Here is a 22507-nt window from a genome sequence, read left to right as displayed (position 1 = left end):
AGTCGCACCCGGCAAGTGCCTCGAGCCGGATCTTCGTTCTCGCCGCTGACCCCCGTCACTTGCTCGGGCCATCCTCCGCGGGGGCAGACGTGACGGTGTCATCCCACGCGGCGCGCGCACCGGAATCTCCGATGCGATACACCTGGACGATCGTTGCCACCCCGACGAGAACGGCAATAATCGCAACGGCAACCGATAGCCACCGCACCGGCGGCTTCTCGCGGCGTTCACGTAAATGTTGGAGTACTAGCAATGCCGCAACCACGACAGCTGCGATTGCGAAATAGAGCATGGTGTCGCCGAGCCCGGCATGCGTCTCTACTGCTGCGGACTTCGGAACGCGCTTTTCCAACCATTCACCGGCATCCGTGGTGAGCGGTGTCAGCACCAGAATCAACACCGACAGAGCCGCGATCAACCAGACGAATCTTCGACGCGCTCCCGCCCACACACTGGCCGCGACGGCGAGAAGTGCAGTCAGTGGCGCGAGGACCACGACGAAGTGAATCAACAGAATGTGGGCTGGTAGGCCGTTGATCGTGGACACTGGTTTTCCTATTTTCGGTTGCACGTGCGATGCACCACGTATTGCACGAATTGCATTGCTTCTCAGACGAGTACACGGTTCCACTCCGCCGTCGAATTGGCGATGATGTCCCGTACGACCTGCTCGTACGACTGTCCGAACTCGGCGACCGTCGTCCCGTCGAACAATGCCGTCGGATAGACGATGTCCACCCCGATCGCGGTGACAAGTCCCGCTTCGTCCCGACGTTCGGTGACATGGACGTGTATATCGCATTTGGCGATATACAGCGGACGTGGAGTTACCTCGAAATGGGCGTCGTCGATGTCGAACTTCGAAGTGGTGAAGATATCCAGGGACAAGGCGACTTGAAAGAGTGGATGCAAGGAATCGACGGGGTCCTCGACGAGATCACCCGCGACGTCGACGAACGGGGCAGTTGCGTGGTCGAGTGCTCTCAGTTCGCTGGTACGCGCCAGGGCAAGGACATCGTCGAACGTTCGCGCGGACGCGATATTCGTGCGGATGGCGACCGTATTGGTGAACATTCCTACGAGTTGCTCGAACCTCGGATCGTCTCGAGCTGCAACAGGAGTGCCGATGACGATGTCGGTGGTCGTGCTGAGCCGCGCCAGAAGGACGAGCAGTGCTGACCGAAGTACGGTGAATCGTCCTGTCCGGCTACGGTGACCGAGCCCGTCCAGCCCGTCCACGACAGCGGAGTCGAATTCCAACGAAACTCGGGCACCGGAGAAATCCCACAGGGCTGGCCTCGGCCGGTCCAGGGGCAAAGCGATATCTGGTGGTGCTCCAAGCAACTCCTTGCGCCAGAACTCCATATCGGCGGCGGTGGACCGAGCTGCGGCCCATACGCTGAAGTCCGAGTACTCCAGCGGCAGTTCTGTCCATTCAGCGGTCTTGCCGGCGGCCCGGGCGTTGTATGCGCGAACGAAGTCCGAAGCCAACACACCAAGAGACCATCCATCTGCGGCAATATGGTGCACCACGCACGCGAGCAGATGACGATCGGAAGAGACCGAGAACAGCTGCGCCCGGATGGGACGCTCGGAGCGAACATCGAATGGTTCTGCCAATACCGCATCTACCACGTCGGCATCGAATGCAGTCGTACCTAACACCGGTCCGTCGAGAAGAGAAGTCCGATCGATGACTTGCGCTGGGCCCCAAGTCGAATCCGGATACACCGTCCTCAGGCTTCGATGGCGGACCGCCAGATCTGCGAACGCTGCTTGCGCCGCCTGAGCGTCGAACGAGCCCGTGATCTCTATGGTGAACGGCAAGTTGTACAACGGAAGGCGTGCGCCTCGATCGATGTGGCGCTGCTGCGGAGCGAGCGGGATGTACGCCGCAGTGTCCGAGCGGCCCCGCTCGAGACCAGATGAGTAGGCCGACCCCCGGTCGGTGAACCGGGCGTCCACCAGCGCGGACAGAGCAAGGACCGAAGGGGCATCGGTGAGGTCTCGCACGCCGACCTCCACGGTGGTATCAGCGCGAACGAGGGCGAGAACTCTAGTGGCTGCCAGCGAATCGCCACCCATATCGAAGAAGGACGTCTCGACATCGACGTGGTCGGCACCGAGAATGCGCGCATACGCCGCTGCGATCGCAACTTCGGTGGCACCTGATGGTTCGACGCCGCGTACCTTCGGCTGAATCTGCGGCGCCGGCACGGGGAGTGCTGCGCGGTCGAGTTTCTTGTTGACCGTCAGCGGGATCGCGTCGAGAATCGTGATTGTCGACGGAATCATGTGGGCGGGCAACCGCTGCGATATATCCAGTCGAATCTGCTGGGTATCGACGGCCTGCTCGATGGGCACGATGTATCCGTCGATGCGTAGCCCGCCATCGGGACCGTAACGCACAGTCGAGGATGCTGCAGTGACCTCTGGATGCGCACGAAGTACCGCATCGATTTCTCCGAGTTCGACCCGGTTTCCTCGGATCTTGATCTGATCGTCTGTTCTGCCGAGAAATTCGAGGTTTCCGTCCGCCAGGTGACGCGCCAGGTCGCCACTACGGAAAAGTCGTGAACCATTACTGCCGAACGGGTTTGCGAGGAACCGCGTCGCGGTTTCAGCACTGCGGCCGAGGTATCCGCGGGCCAGCCCGCGTGTCTCGATGAAGATCTCTCCGGTGGTACCGGCAGGCACCGGGTGCAGGGCGCGATCCAGGAGGTAGATCTTCGCTCCCGTCATGGCCGTGCCGATCCCGATCGGCTCATCTGCATGCATCGGGTCGGTCATGGTGACACTGCATGTCGTTTCGGTCGGCCCGTAGGCATTGAGCAAGCGGCGGTTCTGGGACCAGCGATCGACGATGTCTCGCTGGGCAGCCTCACCACCGATGATGATGGTCTCGATGCCGTTCGGCTCTGATGAATCGAGTGTGGCCAGAGCCGAAGGGGTGATCAACAGGTGGGTGATCGATTCGCGTGAAAGTAGTTCAGCGAGTTCGAGTCCGCCATACACGCCGGGAGGCGCGATCACGACTGTCGCACCGGAGATCGCGCCCGCCAGAATTTCGACGACTGCAGTGTCGAACCCCGGTGAGGCGAGATGACAGATGCGCGACGAGAAGTCGAGGTGGTAACTGGCTCGAATGTGCTGTGTGAGTGCACCGATCCCGTCGTGAGTGACGATCACACCCTTCGGCTTGCCGGTCGAGCCAGAGGTGTAGATGAGGTATGCCGCGCTATGTGCCCTGTACTCGGCCGATACGACAGCAGCGGCGGAGCGCGGCGGTTCGGTGGGATTGCCGATGTCTATCCATTGCACCTCCCCCAGTTCGGATTCGAGGTGCTCGAATGTGCACAGGCCGACCCTTGCAGAGCAGTCGCGGAGGATGAACTCAGCTCGTTGCCGCGGATAGTTCGGGTCGATGGGGAAGTACACTGCGCCCACTCGCGCTACTGCCCAGAACGCCGCGACTTCGGCGATCGATCGAGACGCGCGGACCGCAACCATGTCCTCGGGCCCGACTCCGCGATCGATCAATGCACGGGCGAGACGGTCGACCTGCGTGGACAATTCGGTATACGTGACGACTTCGGTATCGCGGACAGCAATCCGATCGCCGTAGAGACGGACCGCCTCGTCGAACACTTCGATCAGCGAAGTCGAGCTCTCGGCATCTGCGCCGACGGACACGGGCGAGCTTCGCGTTTCTTCGAGAAAGAAGAGCTCGAGATCCGCCACAGCGGTGTCTCCGCAACCAGGTTCGGTGAAGCCGTCGAGAAAATGTAAGAAGCGGGCGTGATACCGGGATAGATCACCGGTTGTGTATACGGCCGGGTTCGCCTCGAAATCGATACGGGGTTGCGTGGCAGTTCTACTCGGATAGATATTGACCGCAAGATCGGCGACCGGACCCGTCGTCACGATGTGGATCTGACCGTCCAAATCACCGACGGTGATGTTGTTGGCGAACATCATCACGTTGATGGTGGGCCCGAATTGGCCGACGCGAAGCGGAGATCCACTCACCGATGCAGTGGGTCTGCTGCGCTGGTGCCGCAATACTCCACTCAATGCCACTTCTGTCGATTTGACGACGCTGTCGACCGTGGCCGATCCGACTCCGGACAATCGCAGAGGGACCACATTCGACACCGAGGATCCGGCACGGCGTAGCAATGCCGTGGTCCTCGCCGACACCGGCAACGACAAGTGGACTTCGTCGGAACCTGTCATGCGCGCAAGGAAAGCGGCGAACGCAGCGATCACCACACTCGATGTTGCGCGATCGCCGACCGACCATGAAACGGCCGAAGACGTCCGGTGCGCGTCGGTGTCCGCGCCGATCGTCATGGACAACGGTTCGGGCTGCACCGCCCGGCCCAGAGTGACCGGAATGGATTCTGCTGCATCAGGATTCGTAGTTTTCCAAAACCGTCCATCACGCTCGAATCGCGAGGACGTTCGATATCTCTCGTCCTCGTCGACAAGGGCGGCCGGGGATGAAAGGTGGAGAGGTTCCGGTTCGGTCCCGGCTCGGGAGGCCGAGTAGATCGCGGCGGCCCGCTCGAGCACTTTCATCGATGCAAAGCCGTCGAGCGCGATGTGGTGGGCTCGGGTGTACCAGAGCACATGGTCATCGGCGAGACGAAAGAGCCGCAACCGGACAAGTGGCCCATCCATCGGCAGCGGGGATCGACAGTCGTCGTCTATCCATTGGAGCGCAGAACTCAATGCGCTCGGGTGTGCTCTGAGATCGACAATCTGCGCGACGTCATGGATCTGTGTCGTGAATACCTGAGCGGGCCGTCCCTCGATGTCGACGACGCGCATGCTCGACGAAGAGAATTCGAGGTGTGCCTGCAATCCACTGTCGAGTAATTCATCCACATCGACCTCACCTGTGATGTCCACGTAATAGGCGATGGTGAAGGGGATGTCCGGCATGAGCTGTTGGGCATACCAGATGTCAGCTTGAGTCGAACTCAAGGGCAATGAGTCTTCGAGCACGGCATCCTCCCGCATCAGCACCGAACTACTACATGGTGGGTAGTTTCAGGCTACATGCGCCGCGGATCGAAGAAGAAACGCTCGCGTCACGTCGAGCACGAGCATGATCGAAATCGACAAACCCGACCCCGAAATCTTCGTACACTGACTATCTGACGGAACTTCCGCAACACCGCCGACTTGTCGACGGATCTGGACAGCGATCACCCACCGCTACCGCGAGGGACACGATGCAATGATGTCTAAGCAGCCTGCGATAAGGACCGATCGACTTACCAAGCAGTTCGGCGCATTCACTGCGGTGTGCGATCTCGACCTCGAGGTCGAACGCGGTGAAGTGTTCGGTTTCCTCGGCCCCAACGGTGCAGGCAAGTCGACCACGATCCGGACACTTCTGGACCAGATCCGGCCCACCTCCGGTCGCGCACGGATCCTCGGGATGGACTCGCACAAGGACTCGTTGAAAATCCGGTCTGCGATCGGGTACGTGCCTGGGGACCTGGCCCTTTACCCCAAACTGACCGGAGCGGAAACGCTGCGGTACTTCGCGCGTCTTCGCGGCGGGGTCGACCACAAGTATGTCGATCAGCTCGCGGAGCGGTTGCAAGCAGACCTGTCGAAGAAGGTCGGCGACTACTCCACCGGCAATCGGCAAAAAATCGGGTTGATTCAGGCGTTCATGCACAAACCGGATCTACTGATTCTCGACGAACCGACCGCGGGACTGGACCCACTGGTGCAGCGCGAGTTCAACACGATGCTGCACGAGGTGCGCGAGGAAGGGCGCACCGTGTTCTTGTCCTCGCACACTCTGTCCGAGGTCGAACGCGTCGCCGGACGGGTCGGCATCATCAGAGAAGGCCGACTTGTAGCAGTCGAGCGCATCGCGGACCTGCAAGCGAAAGCGATCCGGCGACTCGACATCGAGTTCGCGGAGCCGGTGTCACCAGAGCTCTTCGCGCAGGTAGACACCGTCCGTGAGGTCACCGTCGACGGCACCCACGTCACCGTGGCGTTCGACGGCCCGATCAACGGCATATTGGCGGCGGCGATGTCGCACGAACTGGTCGATTTACATACCCGTGATGCCGACCTGGAGGAGATTTTCCTGGCCTACTACCGCGGCAGTTCCGAAGACTCAGACGACGGAGACTCAAAAGACGGTGCGAAGAAGGATCCATCAGATGTCCACTGACATCTTCACTCGCGAACTCACCGACCGTCGGATGCCCGTCGCCGCACTGGGCGTCGTGCTGGCACTCTTCGCATTCTTCGTGACCGGGATCAGCTCGGGGCTCGAGGACGTGATGACCGACCTGACCGACGCGATGCCCGATGCAGTCACTGCGTTCATCCCGGCAGGTCCAGGCGGCTATGCGATCGGTGAGCTGTTCAACCTGATCGCCCCGCTGGCCCTGATCGCGTACGCGGTGATCACCGCGGCGGCGGCAACCGCCGGGGAGGAAAAAGTCGGAACGATGGCGTTGCTGTCCGCCCAGCCGGTCACCAGACGGTCGATCCTGGCACAGAAAGCTTTCGGAGTGGGCGCGGCACTCGCTGCGGTGACGATAGTGTTCGGCGCCGCTACGGTTCTGTCGGCAATGCTGTTCGGCGTCGACGAGCTCACTCCCCGCCACATCGCAGCGGCGTGTCTGCATCTGTATCTGCTCGCTTTGCTATTCGGGGCGATCACTCTGGCCGCGGGCGCAGTAGCCGGCGATCCCGGTATAGCCACCGGTGTCGGAGGCGGTCTCGCGGTGGCGGCGTGGGTGTCGAACTCGATGCTTCCGATTGCACATCTGGACGCGTGGGCGCGGATCAGCCCGTGGTATTACTACGTCTCCAGCGAGCCGCTGAGTCATGGCGTCGACCTGCCGCACATCCTCCTCCTCGTCGTACTTACCCTCGCCGCGGCGACGATCGCGGCCTTTGCGTTCGACCGCCGCGATCTGAAGGGATGAGCACGATGACAACGGTCTCGGACCACGCTGCCGCCGGAACGGCACGACCCAGCAGTATCCGCCAGATCCAAGGGGTGACCGCGCTCGCTCTGCGCGACCGGTTGACGCTGGTGGGTGTCGTGGCTACGGCGATGGTCGCGATGGGTGCTCTGACGGGAGCGCTGTGGCCGCCGCTGCAGGACACGCTGGTCGGCCTGCCCGCTGATTTCACGGACGCGATCAGCAAGGTACTCACCGGAGCCAACATGACGACTCCGGCGGGGTGGATGAATGCCGAAATGGTCTCGCTTGTCGTGCCCGGAGGATTGATCGCGGTTGCGATTCTCTCCGCATCCAAAGCAATTTGCGGGGAGGAGCAGACCAAGACCGTGGGCGTACTCTTATCACTTCCTTTGAGCCGCAGTGCTTTTCTTACCGCCAAGACCGCCGCCACGATTGTGCACGTACTGCTTGCGACACTCGGCGTCGCAGCCGGATTGATAATCGGGGATGTGATCGGCGGCCTCGGTATCGACGCATCCGGCGTGTTCGGCACCTGCGCGCACAGCGCACTGTTGGCGATGGTGTTCGGCGCGGTCGCGGTTCTGATCGCTGCGCTTACCGGTGACGTCCGGCTCGCGGCAACCATCCCCGCGGCGCTTGCCGTACTTGCCTTCGCGCTCAACGCGTTCCTACCGTTGTCGGACGCACTTGCCGGCTTCACGAAGGTCAGTCCCTGGTACTACTTCGCAGGTAGCAACCCCCTCGTCAACGGGGCCAACTACGCTGATCTATCAATTCTTCTCGTTGCCGCGATCATTTTGTGCGCCTGCGCGTTCCCCGCCTATCTCCGACGCGACCTGACCGGCTGAAGGTTTGGGTGCACGGCCGCCGTCAGCTTGCGAAGGGCACCCGATGACACAGTGCTGCAAGCGAAGTGCGAATTCCCTCACGAACCACACCATCGGTAATGAAGCCGTTCTCATCGATCATTGCTGGAGTCACCGGGAGATGAGCACATGCCCCGTCGACGATTGCCGCATCGGTGTAGTCGAGCACGTAGCGCAGCGACGCATGGGCGTTGGCCGCGTTCGTTGCGTTGGCAGAGACGTTGATCCACGCCGTGGGCTTGTCGCCGATCTCGACGCCACCCACAGTCCAATCCAGCAGATTCTTGAACGAACCTGGCAGTGCCCCCGCATACTCGGGAGTGCAGATCAGCAAGGCCGCTGCGGTGTCGATCTGTTGCCGTAGACCGAGCACCGCTCGCGGGAGGGGATCGTGATCGTCATCCGGATTGAAGTGCGGCAGCTCGCCCATCCCGTCGTATGGCACGCTGCGGAAACCGTCAGGAGTAACAGTGGCGGCGGTGCGAAGCAACGCCGAATTGCTCGACTTTGTGCGCAAGCTACCCGATATCAACAAGATGTCCGACATGGTGTTCGCTCCTTCGGACCCGCTGGAGTCGGGCGCGATCGAGGCAGCACGACGTAACGAATTTACATCATTCAGCGAAAGCTGACTGGATCATCGTTTTGTATTCTTCTCGGCACACACGAAGCAGGTTCGATGAATCAGATCGCGACAGTCTCCCGCGAAGGAAGCCGGTTCGGCCCCTACGAGCTCAGATCTCTGCTGGGCAAGGGCGGCATGGGTGAGGTGTACGAGGCGTACGACACGGTCAAGGACCGCACTGTGGCCCTCAAACTACTCTCACCCGACCTTGCGCACGATCCGACATATCAGGAACGGTTCCGCCGCGAATCGCGAGCTGCAGCACGTCTTCGAGAGCCACACATCATTCCCATTCACGACTGGGGCGAGATCGACGGCGTCCTCTTCATCGATATGCGATTGGTCGCCGGTGACGATCTTCGTACGACACTCAGGGCTCAGGGTCCGATGTCCCCGAGCCGCGCCGTCGCGATCGTCGCGCAGATCGCCTCAGCGTTGGATGCCGCGCACGCCGACAATCTGATTCACCGCGACATCAAGCCGGAGAATATCCTCCTCACGCGGGACGACTTCGCATATCTCGTGGATTTCGGTATTGCCCGGTCAAGTTCGGACGTACAGCTCACCACCCAGGGAACCGCGATCGGCTCGTACGCCTACATGGCACCCGAACGATTCGACGTCGATGTGGTCACCGATCGCGCCGACACGTACTCGCTGGCCTGCGTACTGTACGAATGCCTCACCGGAACAGCGCCCTACCCCTCGACCAGTGTCAGTCATCTGATCAAAGCGCATCTCATGACCGCGCCACCCGAAGCAAGCCTCACGCGGCCGGGGCTTCCCCGCGCACTCGATGCGGTCATCGTCCACGGACTGGCCAAGGAACCTGGTGAACGATTCGCCAGTACAGGTGATTTCGCGCGGGCCGCACATCTTGCCCTGACTCCGCCGGACCGCGCCGAGGCCACCGCGATCGTCGGTCGCACTCTCGACGGCACGGCAGTTGGCAGCGTCGGTGAATATCGACAGACCAAAGTTGGCGATGCCGTCCATCCCCGACCGCAGGCCTGGGGCACAGCGGCGCCTCCTCCCCCACCACCTCGACCGAATGCAGCCCCGTACCAGCACCCCCAATCCGTCCCGCACCGCTCGACGTTTCTCCCCGTGGCGATCACCCTCCTCGTCGTCCTGGTACTTGGACTCGGCGCGTCTGTTGTATGGCTGACACTCGCGCCGAACACCGAATCCAACACGGCTGCACTACCGTCGGCGGCTGCTCCGGCTTCCCAGAGTGCACCGAAGACGGAGGCAGATCCGCCGACAGCCGTCGTCCCGACGTCCGCTCCGGTCGCACCCACCCGCACTCGGGCGATCCCTGTCTCCGGCGCGGACAGCCAAGGTTTCCTCGGCTCTTCCGGCCCCCGATGCAACGCCGACAACCTCGCCGTCGCCATCGGACGCAGCACCGATTCCACAATCGTGGTGTGCGAAACCGGCGTCGGACGCTACTACTACAAGGGCGTCCGCATCACCGACGGTGCCGGGATCGAACTCGATGACCCCCGGCCCTCCGCCGGCGGATTCGTCGCCACCAACCCCACCGACGGCACCCAGTATCGACTCGACCGATCCGCGTTGACCATCGTCTCCGACGGCGAAGTGCTGGCCGAAGAGCCGATGCGGGAGTACTACGCGCGCTGACCTCATGTCTCATTGCGAAATGTTTCATTGCGGGGCCGACACCGCTGACCTGTCTGATTCGCCTTCGGTGAGGCGTACCGGCGAGACGGGACGTGAAGGCCCCGCACAGTCGAGCAAGGCCCTAGGCGGATCTTGATTCTACGGAATACCTCCGTGCGGTTGGCCATCATGCTGGATGGGACGATTGCGAGCGGGGCGTTCTGCCGCCGTTCATTCGCGAGTATCGTTACAGCAGAATCACTTTGGGATCTTGCCGGAATTACGGGAAAAAGCCGCGCCTGCGGGCCGACCACGTTGCCCTCGAAATCAAGAGTGTGCAGATTGCTCGGAAGCAGTTGCGCCGCAAGTGGCCGGATACGAAAGCGTTCCTCGGCACCGGAATCGCCAACGCTCGAGCGGGGGGGGGCTCCAACCGATTGGTCAAGACCGTGAAACGCTCGGGATGAGGGTTCCGCAATCGGGAGAACTCGATGCGGCGGATGGGCTTTCACTGCGCGCGCGCTCAGCGGGCCTCCACACGTCAGACGTCATGCTGATTACCCGTGAAAAGTCATTGAGCCGTCCTAGGCGCTTGTCTCGCTGTGTGAAACAAGTCACCACCCGAACAGGGGTCGCTGCTACTTTGACCACAAGTGCGGCATCAAAATAGTTGTCGACCTGCGACTAGATCTCGCGCCGATTTTTTCTTGGCGCGAGCCCTCGTTGTATGGCAACAACTGCGAGGTCAGGAGCAAGCATGCAAAAATTGTTCGACGAGCGGGACATGACGGGGTTGGCAAAGGCGATCGCTGATAAAGAAGTCTCTGTCAGCGAAGTCGTCGAGTTCGCACTTGCCCGAATCGCCGAGCGCAACCCCACCGTCAACGCAATTATCGCCGAGCGCCCGGACCAGGTTCGGGCAGAGATCGAGGCGGGGCTGCCGGAGGGCCCACTCACTGGCGTGCCGTTTGCGATAAAGGACCTCGTCACCGATGTCGCCGGGTTGCCGACGACGCATGGCTCTCGGCTTTTCGCCGACGCGGTAGCCAAGGCCGACTCGCCGATTGTCTCTGCATACCGACGAGCGGGCATGGCGATCGTCGGCAAGACCAACACCCCTGAATGGGGCCAGAACGCCAGCACCGAGCCAGCCCTGTTCGGACCTACGCGCAATCCGCACCGGCTCAGCCACTCCCCAGGTGGATCGTCGGGTGGTGCGTCGGCCGCGGTCACCTCTGGCATGCTCCCTGCCGCGCACGCCAGTGATGGCGGCGGCTCCATACGCATCCCGGCGGCGATGACAGGACTGGTGGGCCTCAAGCCCTCTAGGGGGCGAGCCATCGGGAGTGTCGGGAGTAATGCCCTCACCTCGCCATTGTCGGTGCAGCATGCAGTTACGCGCAGCGTGCGGGACTCGGCGCTGCTTCTTGACATCGTGTCCGTGCCGCAGCGCGGGGCGCCGATAACGATTGTGCAGCAGTCCCGCCCCTATGTGCAGGAGGTGGGTGTCAACCCAGGCGCGCTGCGGATCGGAACTATGACGCACTTGCCGAACGGCACGCCCGCACACGCGGACTGCGCGGCGGCCGTCGACGACGTCGCAGCTCTGCTGGCCAGTCTGGGCCATCGGATCAGCTCCGGAAAGCCGGACTTCGCGCTAGGCGACAATTCCGCTGTAATACGGCAGGGAACCGCGGCATCGATGGCGATGGCGGTAGACGCCCGGCTGGAGCAACTCGGGCGAGGGCTCCGAGACGACGATCTGGAGGCCGCGGTCCGAGTGGTCTATGAACGCACGAAGAAACTCGGCGCAAGCGCGTTCCCTCTCGCAATGGAAAAGCTCAGCCTCGTCGCCGAATCAGTCGGCGGATTCTTCGCTGACTATGATCTGCTGGTCACGCCAACCCTCGCTGAGCCGACACCTCCTCTCGGGCTGCTCGATGCCAGCAGCATCGAGTCGATTTGGACCTATGCGGGGGCTTACAGCGCGTTCGCGAGCCCCTTCAACATCACCGGCCAGCCAGCAATCTCGCTGCCCCTGGGTCAGGACTCGACCGGTATGCCACTGGGTGTGCAGTTCGTGTCGGCGTTCGGTCGCGAGGACCTGCTGATCCGCATCGCCTCACAGATCGAGTCGATGCAGCCTTGGAGCATCACGCCGATCTGGCCACCAGTGAATTAACCACGGCCTTGCAACCGGCACTGCTACACCCTCTCAACAGAGCAAGGGTGGGCACGGGGCCCAACCGAGTCGGCATAAAGGTCTCTTTTGCAGCCGGTTTCCGCTAGAAGTGCGGGGCGATCCAGGAAATAGCCTCCGCAACCACGGCCACGGCCGCACCGCACCGTGACGCTCGCTTTGGTCTTACTCAGTTATCAGCTCGTCTCAGGGCGGATAAAGATGCCCTCTGCTTCTATCGTGACGCCGTCGGCGTCGGACAGTGTTCCAGTGACAATCACTTTGCGGCCTTCCGTGCGATCTACACGGGCTTCGGCACGCAGCGTGCCCAACGGGGTACCGCGGCGATAACGCAGAGTGAGGGTGCCGGTGAAGCTCGGCGCAACGGACTTCGCGGTGGCCCCGAGCACGTGATCGAGGATCAGTGCCCCGATCCCTCCATGCACCAGGCCGGTCGGACCTTCATAGGCTGCCCCGAGAGTGAGCTCGGCCCAGTGCAGCCCATCGGGGGAAGACTCGACCATGATCGGAGGGGCGATCGCATTGCGCAGGCCCACCGCGACGTTGCCCCAAGACACTGAATCGCCAACGGGGGTTTTCCGCAGACCATATGACCCGACGATCTGCTCTGCGCGAAGTTTTGCCGTCGCAGCAGCGATCTCGTCACGGACCTGAGTGATGACGGTATCGTCGACCTCAGTGCGGATGGTTGCGTCGATGAGGTCGCGGACGGCCTCCGTGAGCGGAACGTAGATGGCTCGGCGGCGGGCGAGTTCAGCTGCGTCGATATCTTCGATTACGTACTGCACACCTTAATTGTGCAGTACATCACCGGAGACAGCTATCTGCACCCACTTGGTCGGTTAGCTCCCGTGTCAACGATCAATTGGCCGATCTCGAACCTACTCCAGGGTTGTCGAGCATCTCGAGTATCGAGCGGGGATGCGAGGCCTCGAATCCACCAGTAAGGCAGACGCATCGAGGTCTCGACCCAGGTGACGATCACAGAGCATCGAGCTTCATGGATCGGGAAATGGGAGCGACGCGGATCGTCGTTCGCCGACAAAGCTGCAACCCAGAAGCAGATCACCGAACTCACCATCCAGATCACAGCATTACGTGATGAACTTGCGTCGAACACTCACGGTCGACCGCGAATCGCCGCCCACTCGGTCATCGGCTCGATAGCCACCGGATATTACACCCCATCCGTAGCGTCTCCAACGTGCGAACAGCGCGTCGATCGAACGAATCCCGCCCTGCGCATGGGTGTGGCGGCTCGATGAGCAGGGGTGCCAGTGTCTACTGATGAGCCGATGCGACACCTACGTTTCGCCGAGGGAGCCGATGACCGACATAGATCCCCGCGCGGGACCTCGGTCCCCTTCGCTGACGGCAGGTATTGCACTCTCGTCGTCGCGAACTCGGAGACTTCGATTTGGACGGAAGTCGCCCGCCGGACCGAGGCCCAAGTTAATATTCGGTTCACGATTGCGAGGCAACCGGACTTGCGTAATCCGTACGCCAATACGATATGAGGATGGTTCGATGTCCGATTCCCCCGCAGCAATCATCTCCGATCGCGTCGAGCATTGGTCGACGGTCAAACCCGACGAGCTTGCGATGGCATTCCAAGGGTCGGAATACACGTGGTCACAGTGGTATGACCGCATCCTCCGCGTCGCGGCCGCCCTCGCCGACGCGGGTATCGTAGCCGGCGATACGGTCGCGTTTGTCGACAAAAATAATTTATCATGTATCGAAGTCACCTATGCCGCTTCGCTTCTCGGTGCGGCGAACGTCGTTCCGAACTGGCGGCTTGCAGGTGAAGAACTCGATTACGTGCTAGCCGACTCAGGTGCCCGCATCCTGTTCGTCGGCAGCGAACTCCATCCACAGATTCTTGCGATCCGCGACCGTCTGACCGCCGTCGAAAGGATCTTCTCGATAGGCGGTGAACACGATGAGTTCGAGCCTTGGATCGACGGAGTCTCGCCTTTACACCCCCGTCCACATGTAAGCCCGGATGCAACTGCACTGATTCTCTACAGCTCAGGGACTACCGGTCGTCCCAAAGGTATTCGGCTGACACATCGAAACCTTTTCGCACACAGCGACAGCATGCTCGACATCATGCCGGTGGAGGAAGACCACCGATTCTTGGTCGCCATGCCTATGTTCCACGTCGGTGGAACCTGCTACGCCATTATGGGAATTCATGCTGGTAAACACTGCTACTTCACCCGGGAAGCTGACGGCCCGTCTATCTTTGCCGGACTCGCGGCCGGCGCCAACATCGCCTTCCTCGTTCCCCCGGTGATCGCTGGGGTGTTGGCTGCGGGAGAACAAGCGATCAACGCGTTCAAGGCATTCAAGCGCATCGTCTACGGCGCTGCACCGATGCCGCTGCCACTGCTGCGCGCTGCACTTGCTGCCTGGCCGGACACCGAGTTCGTACAGGTCTACGGCATGACCGAGTTGGCTGGGGTGGTCACCGCGTTGATGCCCGACGTTCATCGCGATGAGGCCCAGACCGAACGCATGGCCTCGGCTGGGACGCCGATCCCCGGTATGGAAGTCCGGATCGTCGATCCCGTGACACTCGAGGATGCACCAACCGGGATCACTGGTGAACTGTGGTGGCGGTCGGAACAATGCACCCCGGGCTATCTGGGTAAACCCGAGGCTACAGCCGAAACCATCACCGCCGAAGGGTGGTTGCGCAGCGGGGACATGGGACGAGCCGATGATGGCGGCTTCATATTCATCGAAGACCGCCTCAAGGACATGATCATTACCGGTGGTGAGAACGTCTACTCACCTGAGATCGAACGGATCCTCGTGGAGCATCCCGCAATCGCCGAGGTCGCAGTCATCGGCGTCCCCGACGACCGTTGGGGTGAAACGATCAAAGCCGTTGTCGTTCTCGTGCCCGACGCGATCGTCGATGAATCCGAATTGATCACCTATACCCGCGGCCGTCTCGCAAAGTTCAAATGCCCCACGAGTATCGACGTCGTCGAAGTCCTCCCCCGCAACCCCACCGGAAAGATCCTCAAACGCGACCTCCGCAAACCGTACTGGGACAACCGAGACAACAAGTTGATCTAGACAGCGAGGAAATTGGTGCGGATCAGTCCAAAGCCCATTTGACGGCCACGGACACGCTGACAGTCTGCTGCCCGGGTTCGATGGGGACCGATGAGTCTGCTGCACTGGAACCATCTATGAATCTCGACGGTTGGTCCTGCCCGGTTATGTTCTCGGTAATGGACAGAACCTGCCCGAGAGCGCCACCCGAGAGCGTCGCGTACTGCTCAGCGCGATCGCGGGCGTCCGCGAATGCCCGGGCCCGCGCGTCAGATATCAGTTCCGAATCGTCGTCGATGCGGAACGAGACTCCGGATATCCGGGTTGCGTTGCCACCCGCGGACGTGGCGTCGCCGAGGACCGTCGACGCCTTCGACAGGTCCCGAACCGTGACTCGCAAGGTGTTGGTTGCCTGGTAGCCGGAAATCTCTGAGGTTCCGCCTAGCATCCCACCCGAGTACTGGGGGTTGATGGACACCTGTTGAGTCTGAATGTCTTCGCGATCGACGCCTGCGGCCGATATCGCATCGGTCACTGTGCCGACCGCGGTGTTCGCCTGATCGATGGCGGTCGTGACGTCGTCGGCTATCGTCTCGACGCCGATCTGCGCCGTCAGGGTGTCGGGTGTGCCTTCGACTTCACCGACGCCGTTGACGTTGACGCCGGGCGGTCCATCGGCGGACGCTGAATTGTTCCCGCACCCCGCGGTCAGACCGATTGCCACGAGTAGTGCTGCTGAACCGATCGCCTTCTGTACCCATCGTTTTCGAGTCATCGACGTAGTGTGCACGGTTTCGGTAGAACTCGAAAGACCACGAACGACGAATCATGGTTGGTCCACTCAGCGGCAACGAAGTACCCGTCGCGCATCACAACGACTACCGTCGCACCTGGGATTATTCGCGTCGACTACCCAATCGGTGGAGTCACGTTTGGCTTCGTGCGCTCGGCCTCGAAAGACACGGTCACCTCGTCGACCACCTTCATAGCACCCAGCATCTGGGAGTACGGCTTGATTCCGTAATCTGACTGGCGCACTGTGCCTTCCGATGCGCAGTGCCATTTCGTACCATCGTCGGCAACGGTTACGATCACAGTCATCTCGCGGGTGACACCATGGATCTCCATCGTGCCGCGCAGGCTGAATCCGTTCTCTATCGCGGCGATATCGTCTGAGCGGAAGCGAATCTGGGGGTACCGTTTCGCGTCGAAGGTCTTCAGCGCGTTGGATCTTGCGAGGATCTTCTCCGGACCGATCAGCGGCGTGACACCACCTTCGCCGCCGACCACGTCGAGTGAATCGACTTCGGCGGTGAAGGTGACCGAGGTGGGAGTGTCCCCAGACCAGTCGACAGCGGCCGTCCACGACTTCATTGCAATGGTGAGACGGTGGCCCAGTTTGGACGCCTTGCCGGTGACGTCCGTCTTGATCGTCAGTTGGCCTCCATCGGATGCGTCGAATGTCCAGCTCACAGGAGTCATAACTCGACTGTAATAGTCGATCAACGCCGAAATTCGCGTTCGGGGATCAGAGGGCTGAGTTGACCGAGTCGCTCACGAGGGCCAGATACTGCTCACGCGGCAAGGGCCTTCCGGCGCGCAGGAAGGCTTCCTGCACTGAAACGGTCTCAGGCGTCGTCGGCGAAATGTCGAGAATAGCCGGTGCGAGCACGGCATAGGCTCGAGGTGAGGAGCTTTCGAGCTTCTTGGCCAACATCTTCGGCTGACGCGCGGCCAAGCGCATTATCGGGCGCAGCACTGCGGCAACGCCGGCGTCGACGATCGGTCCTTGGCGTGACCCGACCGCTGTGCGCATCCAGCGAGGCAGAGTGGCTATCGTTGCCCGGCGTAGCAACCATTGGACCAGCGGGCTCACGACGCGCAAAGGACCACGAAGCTCGGTGAGCGCAAGGTTGGCACCATTCAAGATGAGGTGCGCATGCTCGACTGCCGTTTCACTGACTACCAGATCGGGAAGAACGCGCTGGTAGTACGCCCGCATTTCGGCGCGGCTCCTCGGGACGTCAGCGGGGTCGATTGTCTGAAACTGCGCGGCGATGGCGCATTCTTCCCAATACTGGCGATCGTCCTCTGCACTCAAGCGCCCGGGCCCGAATCGCTCGTATACGTGGAGGACCGATTGCCACTGGGTCAGGTGAATCCACAGTTGACCTGCGGGATCGTTGGGTTCATAGGCTTGTCCGGTTACTGGGTCCCGACCGGTGATCCTCGTATGTATGCGCATCAGAGTGTCCGCGGCATGCGCGGCCGTAGCGCTGTCCGCCAGGACCAGTGCACCGGCATATTCCAGGGTGCGGTCGTACCGGTCGGCGGCGCGCTCCCGCAACGAGCCGGTGCCGGCTACCGACGCCACCACCAATGGGTCGAACATCTCGGTGAGCGCAGTGCGCGTGAAGCCCACCGTCATCGAGGTCGGACAGCGGTAAACCTTCCAGGTAACCGAATCGGGGCCGAAGATGCCGAAATCAAGTGGTGCGCTCACTGTGCTCGTCATGCAACACATAGTGTTGCATATGTTGCACACTGTCAAGTATTGTCGGGTGATCCGAACAGAAGCGGAACGAGAGTTCGTCTCGCATAGGTTCTCGCCCCCTCCTCGGTGCGAACGTCTATCGAGTACTGCGCGGGGATCAGCACGAACGAAGCGAGCAACCGTGCCATGGTCTCTCCGACTGCATCAGCATCGAGGTGGGTCGCCCGGCCGTCCAACTGCAACTTTCGTACTCCAGCGGCGGCGAAGGAGCTGCCCAGCCGAAGCAACGCGGCTTCGTCAGCCAGCCCCGCCGCGATGAGATCCTGCGGCTCGAACTCGGCGGTGCGTCGAATCACCGGATGCGCCTCGGTGAGGCGCACCGCGGCCGCGAAGCCTTCGACGAGTTGCTCAGCCGGATCATCGACCCCCCTCAGAGACTTCATGATCCCCTGCGCAATGCGCTCACCCTCACGCAGAGTCATCGCCTGCAGCACAGCATCGCGGTCACCGAAGCGACGGTAGATGGTGGTCCTGTTGACCCCCGCGCGACGTGCAACACCGTCGATCGTCAGCGATCCGATGCCGTTAGCGGCACATACCCCTACCGCTCCATCCAGGATCTTGGTCGCCGTCGGGTCATCCGGCACGTCGCTAGCTTCTCCCGCAAACACCCGTTCGAGTACCACTCCCAGATTCACGGAGTCAGACTATCCGACCGAGTTGTGTCGAGAGCCTGGCTGCAGGTGCTGACACGGGCGGCTCGACCCTCGGTCCGGCGCACCTGCATCGCGCACTGCTGACTGCACAGCCAGCGAGGCGGTAACCATAATCGGCGACGGCACACTTGCAGCCCGCACCCTGGTCCGCGTCGACACTGGCAAAGCAATGAGCGACACCTCTGGTTGACACGATGCAAACGCCGCGACACACCCCGTCCGCCGAAACAGATGCAGCGGATTACGCCTGGCCGTATGGGGAACGCGCGAAAGCGGCCTGTGGGTCAAGACCGGTCTTCATGCGCCACGCGGTCAGTGCAAGACCCAAGCACACCAACTGCATCGGATCGTCGAGGGATGCGCCCAGCAGCTTTTCGAGACGCGCCAACCGGGCATAGAGGGACTGACGTCGAATCCCAAGAAGGACCGCGGTCTGGGCCTTGCTACCTCGGTTTGCGATGAACGCATCGAGAGTCCGTACAAGATCTGCGGAATGCTTTGTGTCGTAGGCGATCACGGGGCCGAGCTGCTCGGCGACGAACGCGTTCAGCATGGTCGCTGCCACGCCGGCGGCGAGTAACCGTTGAATACCGACGTCTCTCGCGAGGATAACCCCGGTCCGGGTTCCGAAACGCCGGGCGATCTGGACGACCTCGCGCGCCTGACCGAGCGCTGTCGAGATATCGGACAGTTGCTTGACCGGCGCAGCCACCCCCAGTGTGCGTATCGCCGAGCCTCCGGGTCCCCGACGCAGTAGCTCGTCGACTTCGGTGAAGGCGGCCCGGACGCGCCCGGGCGAGGCGAGCAGCCATCCGTGAGCGAGCACGACTACGTGGTTAGCGGTCACCCCGATCAGACACCGACCGAGCACTGCCTCGACCGCCTCCCGGACAGGGTCCGCGAGCTCGCGAACCGGTGTTCGATGATCGACGTCGACGGCAGCAACGAGCATGTGCTTGCCGTCCAGGGGTGTCCAGCCGGCAGCACTCAAACGCTCGGACAGGTCACCGTGCGAGGTGAGCACGCCCCCCACCAGGTCGGTGATCACCGACTGGGCGAGCGACTGCCGCGGGCCGAGGTCGGGGTGGCGGCCCAATTCCAATGCCACTGCAACAGCCGCGCAGTTCGCGACAGCGGAACGCCGCGCGGTTGCCCGTCCGCTCAGGACCAGTCTGCCGAGCGAGCCGGTTGGGCCGCGCACATCGAGGATGGTCCGCTCGCTCTCCGACCGCTCCGCGGCGGTGGCGTTGCGTTCGACGACTCGGCCTTCCGCGTCGACAAGATCGACCCCGCACCCTGCGAGACGCGCGATCCCGTTGAGCAGCGCGGTCATCCCCTGCCCCGCCACGACGATATCCAGAAGTTCCTGCCAGACGGGTTCGCCGGCCCGCGGCGAACCGAGCCTGCGACGAAGTATCAGGTCATGAAAGTCTTCGACCATCCGCTCGAATGGGACCACCGTATGCAGGGTCAGGAACGCCACGCCCCGACGTCGAGAAGCCGCGACGAGCTCGGGCGGGGCCGTGAGGAACGAGCGTCCGACCTCCATGGCGAGTGCAACGCAACCGGCGTCCGCCACCTGGTCGAGGTAGGCAGTCAGCTGCTCGGCGGACCGCCCATGGAGACCGAGTCCTGTTGTGAGAAGTAGCTCTCCACCAGCGAGCAGCCCGCCCATCTCGTACACCTCGGACGAATGGACCCAGCGGATCACTGCCGTATCGGGAGAGCCCGCGAGCACCTCGATGGCGGCAGCCTTGAACGATGGCAAAGCGAGAACTTCTCGCAGAGTAGGCAGCATCCCTCAATACTCGATCGAAGGGACAGTTCGTCATAGAGTGCCTTCTGCCCAATGGACAGCTTGTCCCTTGGCAACCCAATTCAAGCCTGGTCGAATTGTGACACGTGCCACAAGGTCGTTTCATCATCGTCAAGGAGGACACTTGAACAATTCGGTCCGCACAGATGAGTATTTTCTGGGACTCGCCATCGAACAGGCGAAGATCGGTTGGGAGGAAGGTGGCGTGCCGATCGGTGCGGCGTTGGTTCACGAGGGCGAAGTTCTCGCTGTCGGCCGCAACCGCAGAGTTCAAATGAACAGCGCCATCCGCCACGGAGAAACCGATTGCATAGAACAAGCCGGGCGGCTCCAGGCCTCGGTTTACCGTAAGTGTGTCCTCTACACGACTCTGTCTCCATGCTTCATGTGCGCGGGCACTGCTGTGCTGTACGAGATTCCAAGAATCGTTGTCGGCGAAAACAGCTCGTTCGAGTCGTCGGAATCGTGGTTGCGTGACCACGGGGTGCAGGTCGACGTCGTCGACGACGCCGAGTGCATGACGCTGATGGAACGCATGTTGGCCGAGCGACCGAGCCTGTGGCTAGAAGACATCGGCGAGCAAGCATGAGCAGCACTGCCGAACCCGTGCCGGTCGAAGCCAACCGCACGGACTCGGGTACCCCCATCGACCTGGATTATCCCGTCACACCTGTGCCTCTGAGTGCCCGCAAGCCGTTCTTCTCGCTCGCAGTGGTGCTGCTGGGGTTCACCATCTTCACACCGACGATGCTCGCCGGCGCAGCGCTCGGCACCGCATTCTCGTTCTGGAAGTTGATGATGGTGATCGCTGCCGGATCGGCGATCTTGGGCGCGTACGTCGCCATGATGGGGTACGCCGGCGCTCGCACGGGGCTGACAACCGTCGTCATGGCGCGCTATAGCTTCGGCTCTCGCGGATCCAAGCTCGCCTCGTTGTTGCTCGGTGGCACTCAAATCGGTTGGTACGGCGTCATTATCGGCACGATCGGTGACCTCACCGCGCAAGCTTTGGGCTGGGAGTCGTACGCCGCCCGCGCGGCGGTGATGATCGCGGCGAGCATCCTGATGTGCATCACCGCGTGCTACGGATACCGCGGGATGTATTGGGTTTCGTTGATCTCGACTCCTTTGATCATCGCCCTGGCCTGCTGGGTGGTGTCCCGGTCCCTCGACGAGGTCGGCGGATTCTCAGGTCTGACTTCGATCGAGCCCACGACGACGATGACAGTCACGCTCGCAATCACGACAGTGGTCGGCACCTTTGTATCGGCGGGGACGCAAGCGCCCAACTGGACCCGATTCGCCCGTTCCGGATCGCAAGCAGCTTGGGCCTGCATAATCGGGTTCCTCGTCGGCAATGGACTGATGATCCTGTTCGGCGCCATCGGAGCGATCACCTTCGGTGAAGGTGACTTTGTGCTTGTTCTCTACAATCTCGGACTGGTCGGTTGGGGCTTGGTGCTGTTGTTCGGAAACCTCTGGAAGAGCAACGCCGACACCGCATATGCCTTCGGAGTCGCCGGTGCCGAGATGTTCGGACACCCCCGAAAGGCGCCGTTTATCATCGGCGGGTGTGTGATCGGCACGCTGCTCGCGCTGACCGGAGTGCACAACCATCTAGTCGACTATCTGAGTCTGCTCGGAACCTTCATCCCACCATTGGGAGGAGTGCTCATTGGGGACTTCCTGTGCCGATGGCGTCGAGGCATTCCCGAAAACCACACCCCGCAGACGGTGTACTGGCGCCATCTCGCCGTCTACGCCATTGCAGCCTTCCTCGCATGGCTCTCGGGAGAGTTCGAGGTGGGGATTCCTCCACTGATCGGCATCGTTGTCGCCATCCTCCTGACAGTGGGCCTGCATCGGCGCTTCGCCGCGCCGGGGGCCACTAGCCGGGTGAGCGTCGGCCCGACTGCCTGAACCAGTTGCGATACGAGTGAAGAATCGGTGTCCTACGGGCACCGATTCTTCGTTCGCACCGCAACAGCGAGTTGTTCACCTGCTCTCAGGCTTCGCTCCACCGAGTTTTCGGCATCTCTCACTGTGGCAGCGCGACAACTGGACTCGACGGGCTCGACTGAAAAGTTCCGTCGAACTTGAAAGGGCTCACATGGACGGTTGTCT

18 protein-coding genes are annotated in these 22507 nt (G+C 61.8%); 9 read left to right on the top strand and 9 right to left on the bottom strand.

What is annotated here, in order from left to right:
* Positions 1–55: 55 nt before the first annotated feature.
* Positions 56–547 carry a DUF2231 domain-containing protein gene (locus tag QMK32_RS17025; protein ID WP_084345389.1) on the bottom strand — a complete coding sequence of 164 codons (492 nt, stop codon included), beginning with the start codon at positions 545–547 and terminating at the stop codon, positions 56–58.
* Positions 548–609: 62 nt separating this feature from the next.
* On the bottom strand, positions 610–5025 hold the full coding sequence (locus tag QMK32_RS17020) for a non-ribosomal peptide synthetase (RefSeq protein WP_283476417.1): 4416 nt from the start codon (positions 5023–5025) through the stop codon (positions 610–612).
* Between the two features lie 220 nt (positions 5026–5245).
* Between QMK32_RS17020 and QMK32_RS17015 the strand changes: the two genes are divergently transcribed.
* From QMK32_RS17015 to QMK32_RS17005, 3 genes are read left to right on the top strand one after another with little or no spacing between them, the layout of a single operon-like run.
* Entirely contained in the window at positions 5246–6205 is a 960-nt protein-coding gene (locus tag QMK32_RS17015; RefSeq protein ID WP_283476303.1) for an ABC transporter ATP-binding protein, read from the top strand.
* Positions 6195–6971 (top strand): ABC transporter permease subunit, encoded by a 777-nt coding sequence (locus QMK32_RS17010; RefSeq protein WP_283476301.1) that lies wholly within the window; start codon positions 6195–6197, stop codon positions 6969–6971. Before QMK32_RS17015 ends, QMK32_RS17010 begins: the two co-directional genes overlap by 11 nt.
* 5 nt (positions 6972–6976) lie before the next feature.
* Positions 6977–7822 carry an efflux permease Rv1217c-related protein gene (locus tag QMK32_RS17005; RefSeq protein ID WP_283476298.1) on the top strand — a complete coding sequence of 282 codons (846 nt, stop codon included), beginning with the start codon at positions 6977–6979 and terminating at the stop codon, positions 7820–7822.
* A gap of 22 nt (positions 7823–7844) precedes the next feature.
* Here QMK32_RS17005 and QMK32_RS17000 read toward each other — a convergent pair whose 3' ends face one another.
* Positions 7845–8387: an NADPH-dependent FMN reductase gene (locus QMK32_RS17000; protein WP_283476296.1), complete on the bottom strand. Its 543-nt coding sequence runs from the start codon at positions 8385–8387 to the stop codon at positions 7845–7847.
* Between the two features lie 132 nt (positions 8388–8519).
* Between QMK32_RS17000 and QMK32_RS16995 the strand changes: the two genes are divergently transcribed.
* Positions 8520–10109, top strand: coding sequence for a serine/threonine-protein kinase (locus QMK32_RS16995; RefSeq protein WP_283476294.1), 1590 nt, complete (start codon positions 8520–8522; stop codon positions 10107–10109).
* 736 nt (positions 10110–10845) lie between these two features.
* A complete protein-coding gene (locus QMK32_RS16990) occupies positions 10846–12270 on the top strand; it encodes an amidase (protein WP_283476292.1) in 1425 nt (474 codons plus the stop codon).
* A 194-nt stretch (positions 12271–12464) separates the two neighbouring features.
* Here QMK32_RS16990 and QMK32_RS16985 read toward each other — a convergent pair whose 3' ends face one another.
* A complete protein-coding gene (locus QMK32_RS16985; protein WP_283476291.1) occupies positions 12465–13076 on the bottom strand; it encodes a PaaI family thioesterase in 612 nt (203 codons plus the stop codon).
* A 186-nt stretch (positions 13077–13262) separates the two neighbouring features.
* Between QMK32_RS16985 and QMK32_RS16980 the strand changes: the two genes are divergently transcribed.
* Both QMK32_RS16980 and QMK32_RS16975 read left to right on the top strand, forming a co-directional pair.
* Complete coding sequence (locus QMK32_RS16980; protein ID WP_283476290.1) at positions 13263–13553, top strand: hypothetical protein; 291 nt, start codon at positions 13263–13265, stop codon at positions 13551–13553.
* 262 nt (positions 13554–13815) lie between these two features.
* Positions 13816–15378: a long-chain-fatty-acid--CoA ligase gene (locus tag QMK32_RS16975; protein WP_283476288.1), complete on the top strand. Its 1563-nt coding sequence runs from the start codon at positions 13816–13818 to the stop codon at positions 15376–15378.
* Positions 15379–15400: 22 nt separating this feature from the next.
* Here QMK32_RS16975 and QMK32_RS16970 read toward each other — a convergent pair whose 3' ends face one another.
* The 5 genes from QMK32_RS16970 to QMK32_RS16950 form a co-directional block, all read right to left on the bottom strand.
* Positions 15401–16132 (bottom strand): SIMPL domain-containing protein, encoded by a 732-nt coding sequence (locus QMK32_RS16970; protein ID WP_283476286.1) that lies wholly within the window; start codon positions 16130–16132, stop codon positions 15401–15403.
* A gap of 134 nt (positions 16133–16266) precedes the next feature.
* Positions 16267–16839, bottom strand: a complete 573-nt coding sequence (locus tag QMK32_RS16965) for a YceI family protein (protein ID WP_283476285.1) — start codon at positions 16837–16839, stop codon at positions 16267–16269.
* Between the two features lie 46 nt (positions 16840–16885).
* Positions 16886–17872: an oxygenase MpaB family protein gene (locus QMK32_RS16960; RefSeq protein ID WP_283476283.1), complete on the bottom strand. Its 987-nt coding sequence runs from the start codon at positions 17870–17872 to the stop codon at positions 16886–16888.
* Between the two features lie 32 nt (positions 17873–17904).
* Positions 17905–18549, bottom strand: a complete 645-nt coding sequence (locus QMK32_RS16955; protein ID WP_283476281.1) for a TetR/AcrR family transcriptional regulator — start codon at positions 18547–18549, stop codon at positions 17905–17907.
* 259 nt (positions 18550–18808) lie between these two features.
* Entirely contained in the window at positions 18809–20365 is a 1557-nt protein-coding gene (locus QMK32_RS16950) for a helix-turn-helix domain-containing protein (protein WP_283476279.1), read from the bottom strand.
* A 142-nt stretch (positions 20366–20507) separates the two neighbouring features.
* Here QMK32_RS16950 and QMK32_RS16945 point away from each other — a divergent pair, with 142 nt between their 5' ends.
* Together QMK32_RS16945 and codB are read left to right on the top strand one after the other, a co-directional pair.
* Complete coding sequence (locus QMK32_RS16945; RefSeq protein ID WP_283476277.1) at positions 20508–20972, top strand: nucleoside deaminase; 465 nt, start codon at positions 20508–20510, stop codon at positions 20970–20972.
* Positions 20969–22303, top strand: a complete 1335-nt coding sequence (gene codB / locus QMK32_RS16940) for a cytosine permease (protein ID WP_283476276.1) — start codon at positions 20969–20971, stop codon at positions 22301–22303. The genes QMK32_RS16945 and codB overlap by 4 nt, the downstream gene beginning before the upstream one ends.
* Positions 22304–22507 lie beyond the last annotated feature (204 nt).

The sequence above is a fragment of the Rhodococcus sp. H29-C3 genome, from assembly GCF_030063405.1.
Taxonomy (GTDB): domain Bacteria; phylum Actinomycetota; class Actinomycetes; order Mycobacteriales; family Mycobacteriaceae; genus Rhodococcoides.
Note: the sequence above shows the minus strand (reverse complement) of the source record. Positions and strands in the feature narration are given on the sequence as shown.

What these genes read in the sequence shown, in the direction of transcription:
- QMK32_RS16990 (WP_283476292.1), top strand. Translation starts at nt 10,846, where the DNA reads ATGCAAAAATTGTTCGACGAGCGGGACATGACGGGGTTGGCAAAGGCG.
- QMK32_RS17020 (WP_283476417.1), bottom strand. Translation starts at nt 5,025, where the DNA reads ATGCGGGAGGATGCCGTGCTCGAAGACTCATTGCCCTTGAGTTCGACT.
- QMK32_RS16995 (WP_283476294.1), top strand. Translation starts at nt 8,520, where the DNA reads ATGAATCAGATCGCGACAGTCTCCCGCGAAGGAAGCCGGTTCGGCCCC.
- QMK32_RS17015 (WP_283476303.1), top strand. Translation starts at nt 5,246, where the DNA reads ATGATGTCTAAGCAGCCTGCGATAAGGACCGATCGACTTACCAAGCAG.
- QMK32_RS16950 (WP_283476279.1), bottom strand. Translation starts at nt 20,365, where the DNA reads ATGCTGCCTACTCTGCGAGAAGTTCTCGCTTTGCCATCGTTCAAGGCT.
- QMK32_RS17010 (WP_283476301.1), top strand. Translation starts at nt 6,195, where the DNA reads ATGTCCACTGACATCTTCACTCGCGAACTCACCGACCGTCGGATGCCC.
- QMK32_RS16960 (WP_283476283.1), bottom strand. Translation starts at nt 17,872, where the DNA reads ATGACGAGCACAGTGAGCGCACCACTTGATTTCGGCATCTTCGGCCCC.
- codB (WP_283476276.1), top strand. Translation starts at nt 20,969, where the DNA reads ATGAGCAGCACTGCCGAACCCGTGCCGGTCGAAGCCAACCGCACGGAC.
- QMK32_RS16970 (WP_283476286.1), bottom strand. Translation starts at nt 16,132, where the DNA reads ATGACTCGAAAACGATGGGTACAGAAGGCGATCGGTTCAGCAGCACTA.
- QMK32_RS16965 (WP_283476285.1), bottom strand. Translation starts at nt 16,839, where the DNA reads ATGACTCCTGTGAGCTGGACATTCGACGCATCCGATGGAGGCCAACTG.
- QMK32_RS16975 (WP_283476288.1), top strand. Translation starts at nt 13,816, where the DNA reads ATGTCCGATTCCCCCGCAGCAATCATCTCCGATCGCGTCGAGCATTGG.
- QMK32_RS17005 (WP_283476298.1), top strand. Translation starts at nt 6,977, where the DNA reads ATGACAACGGTCTCGGACCACGCTGCCGCCGGAACGGCACGACCCAGC.
- QMK32_RS17000 (WP_283476296.1), bottom strand. Translation starts at nt 8,387, where the DNA reads ATGTCGGACATCTTGTTGATATCGGGTAGCTTGCGCACAAAGTCGAGC.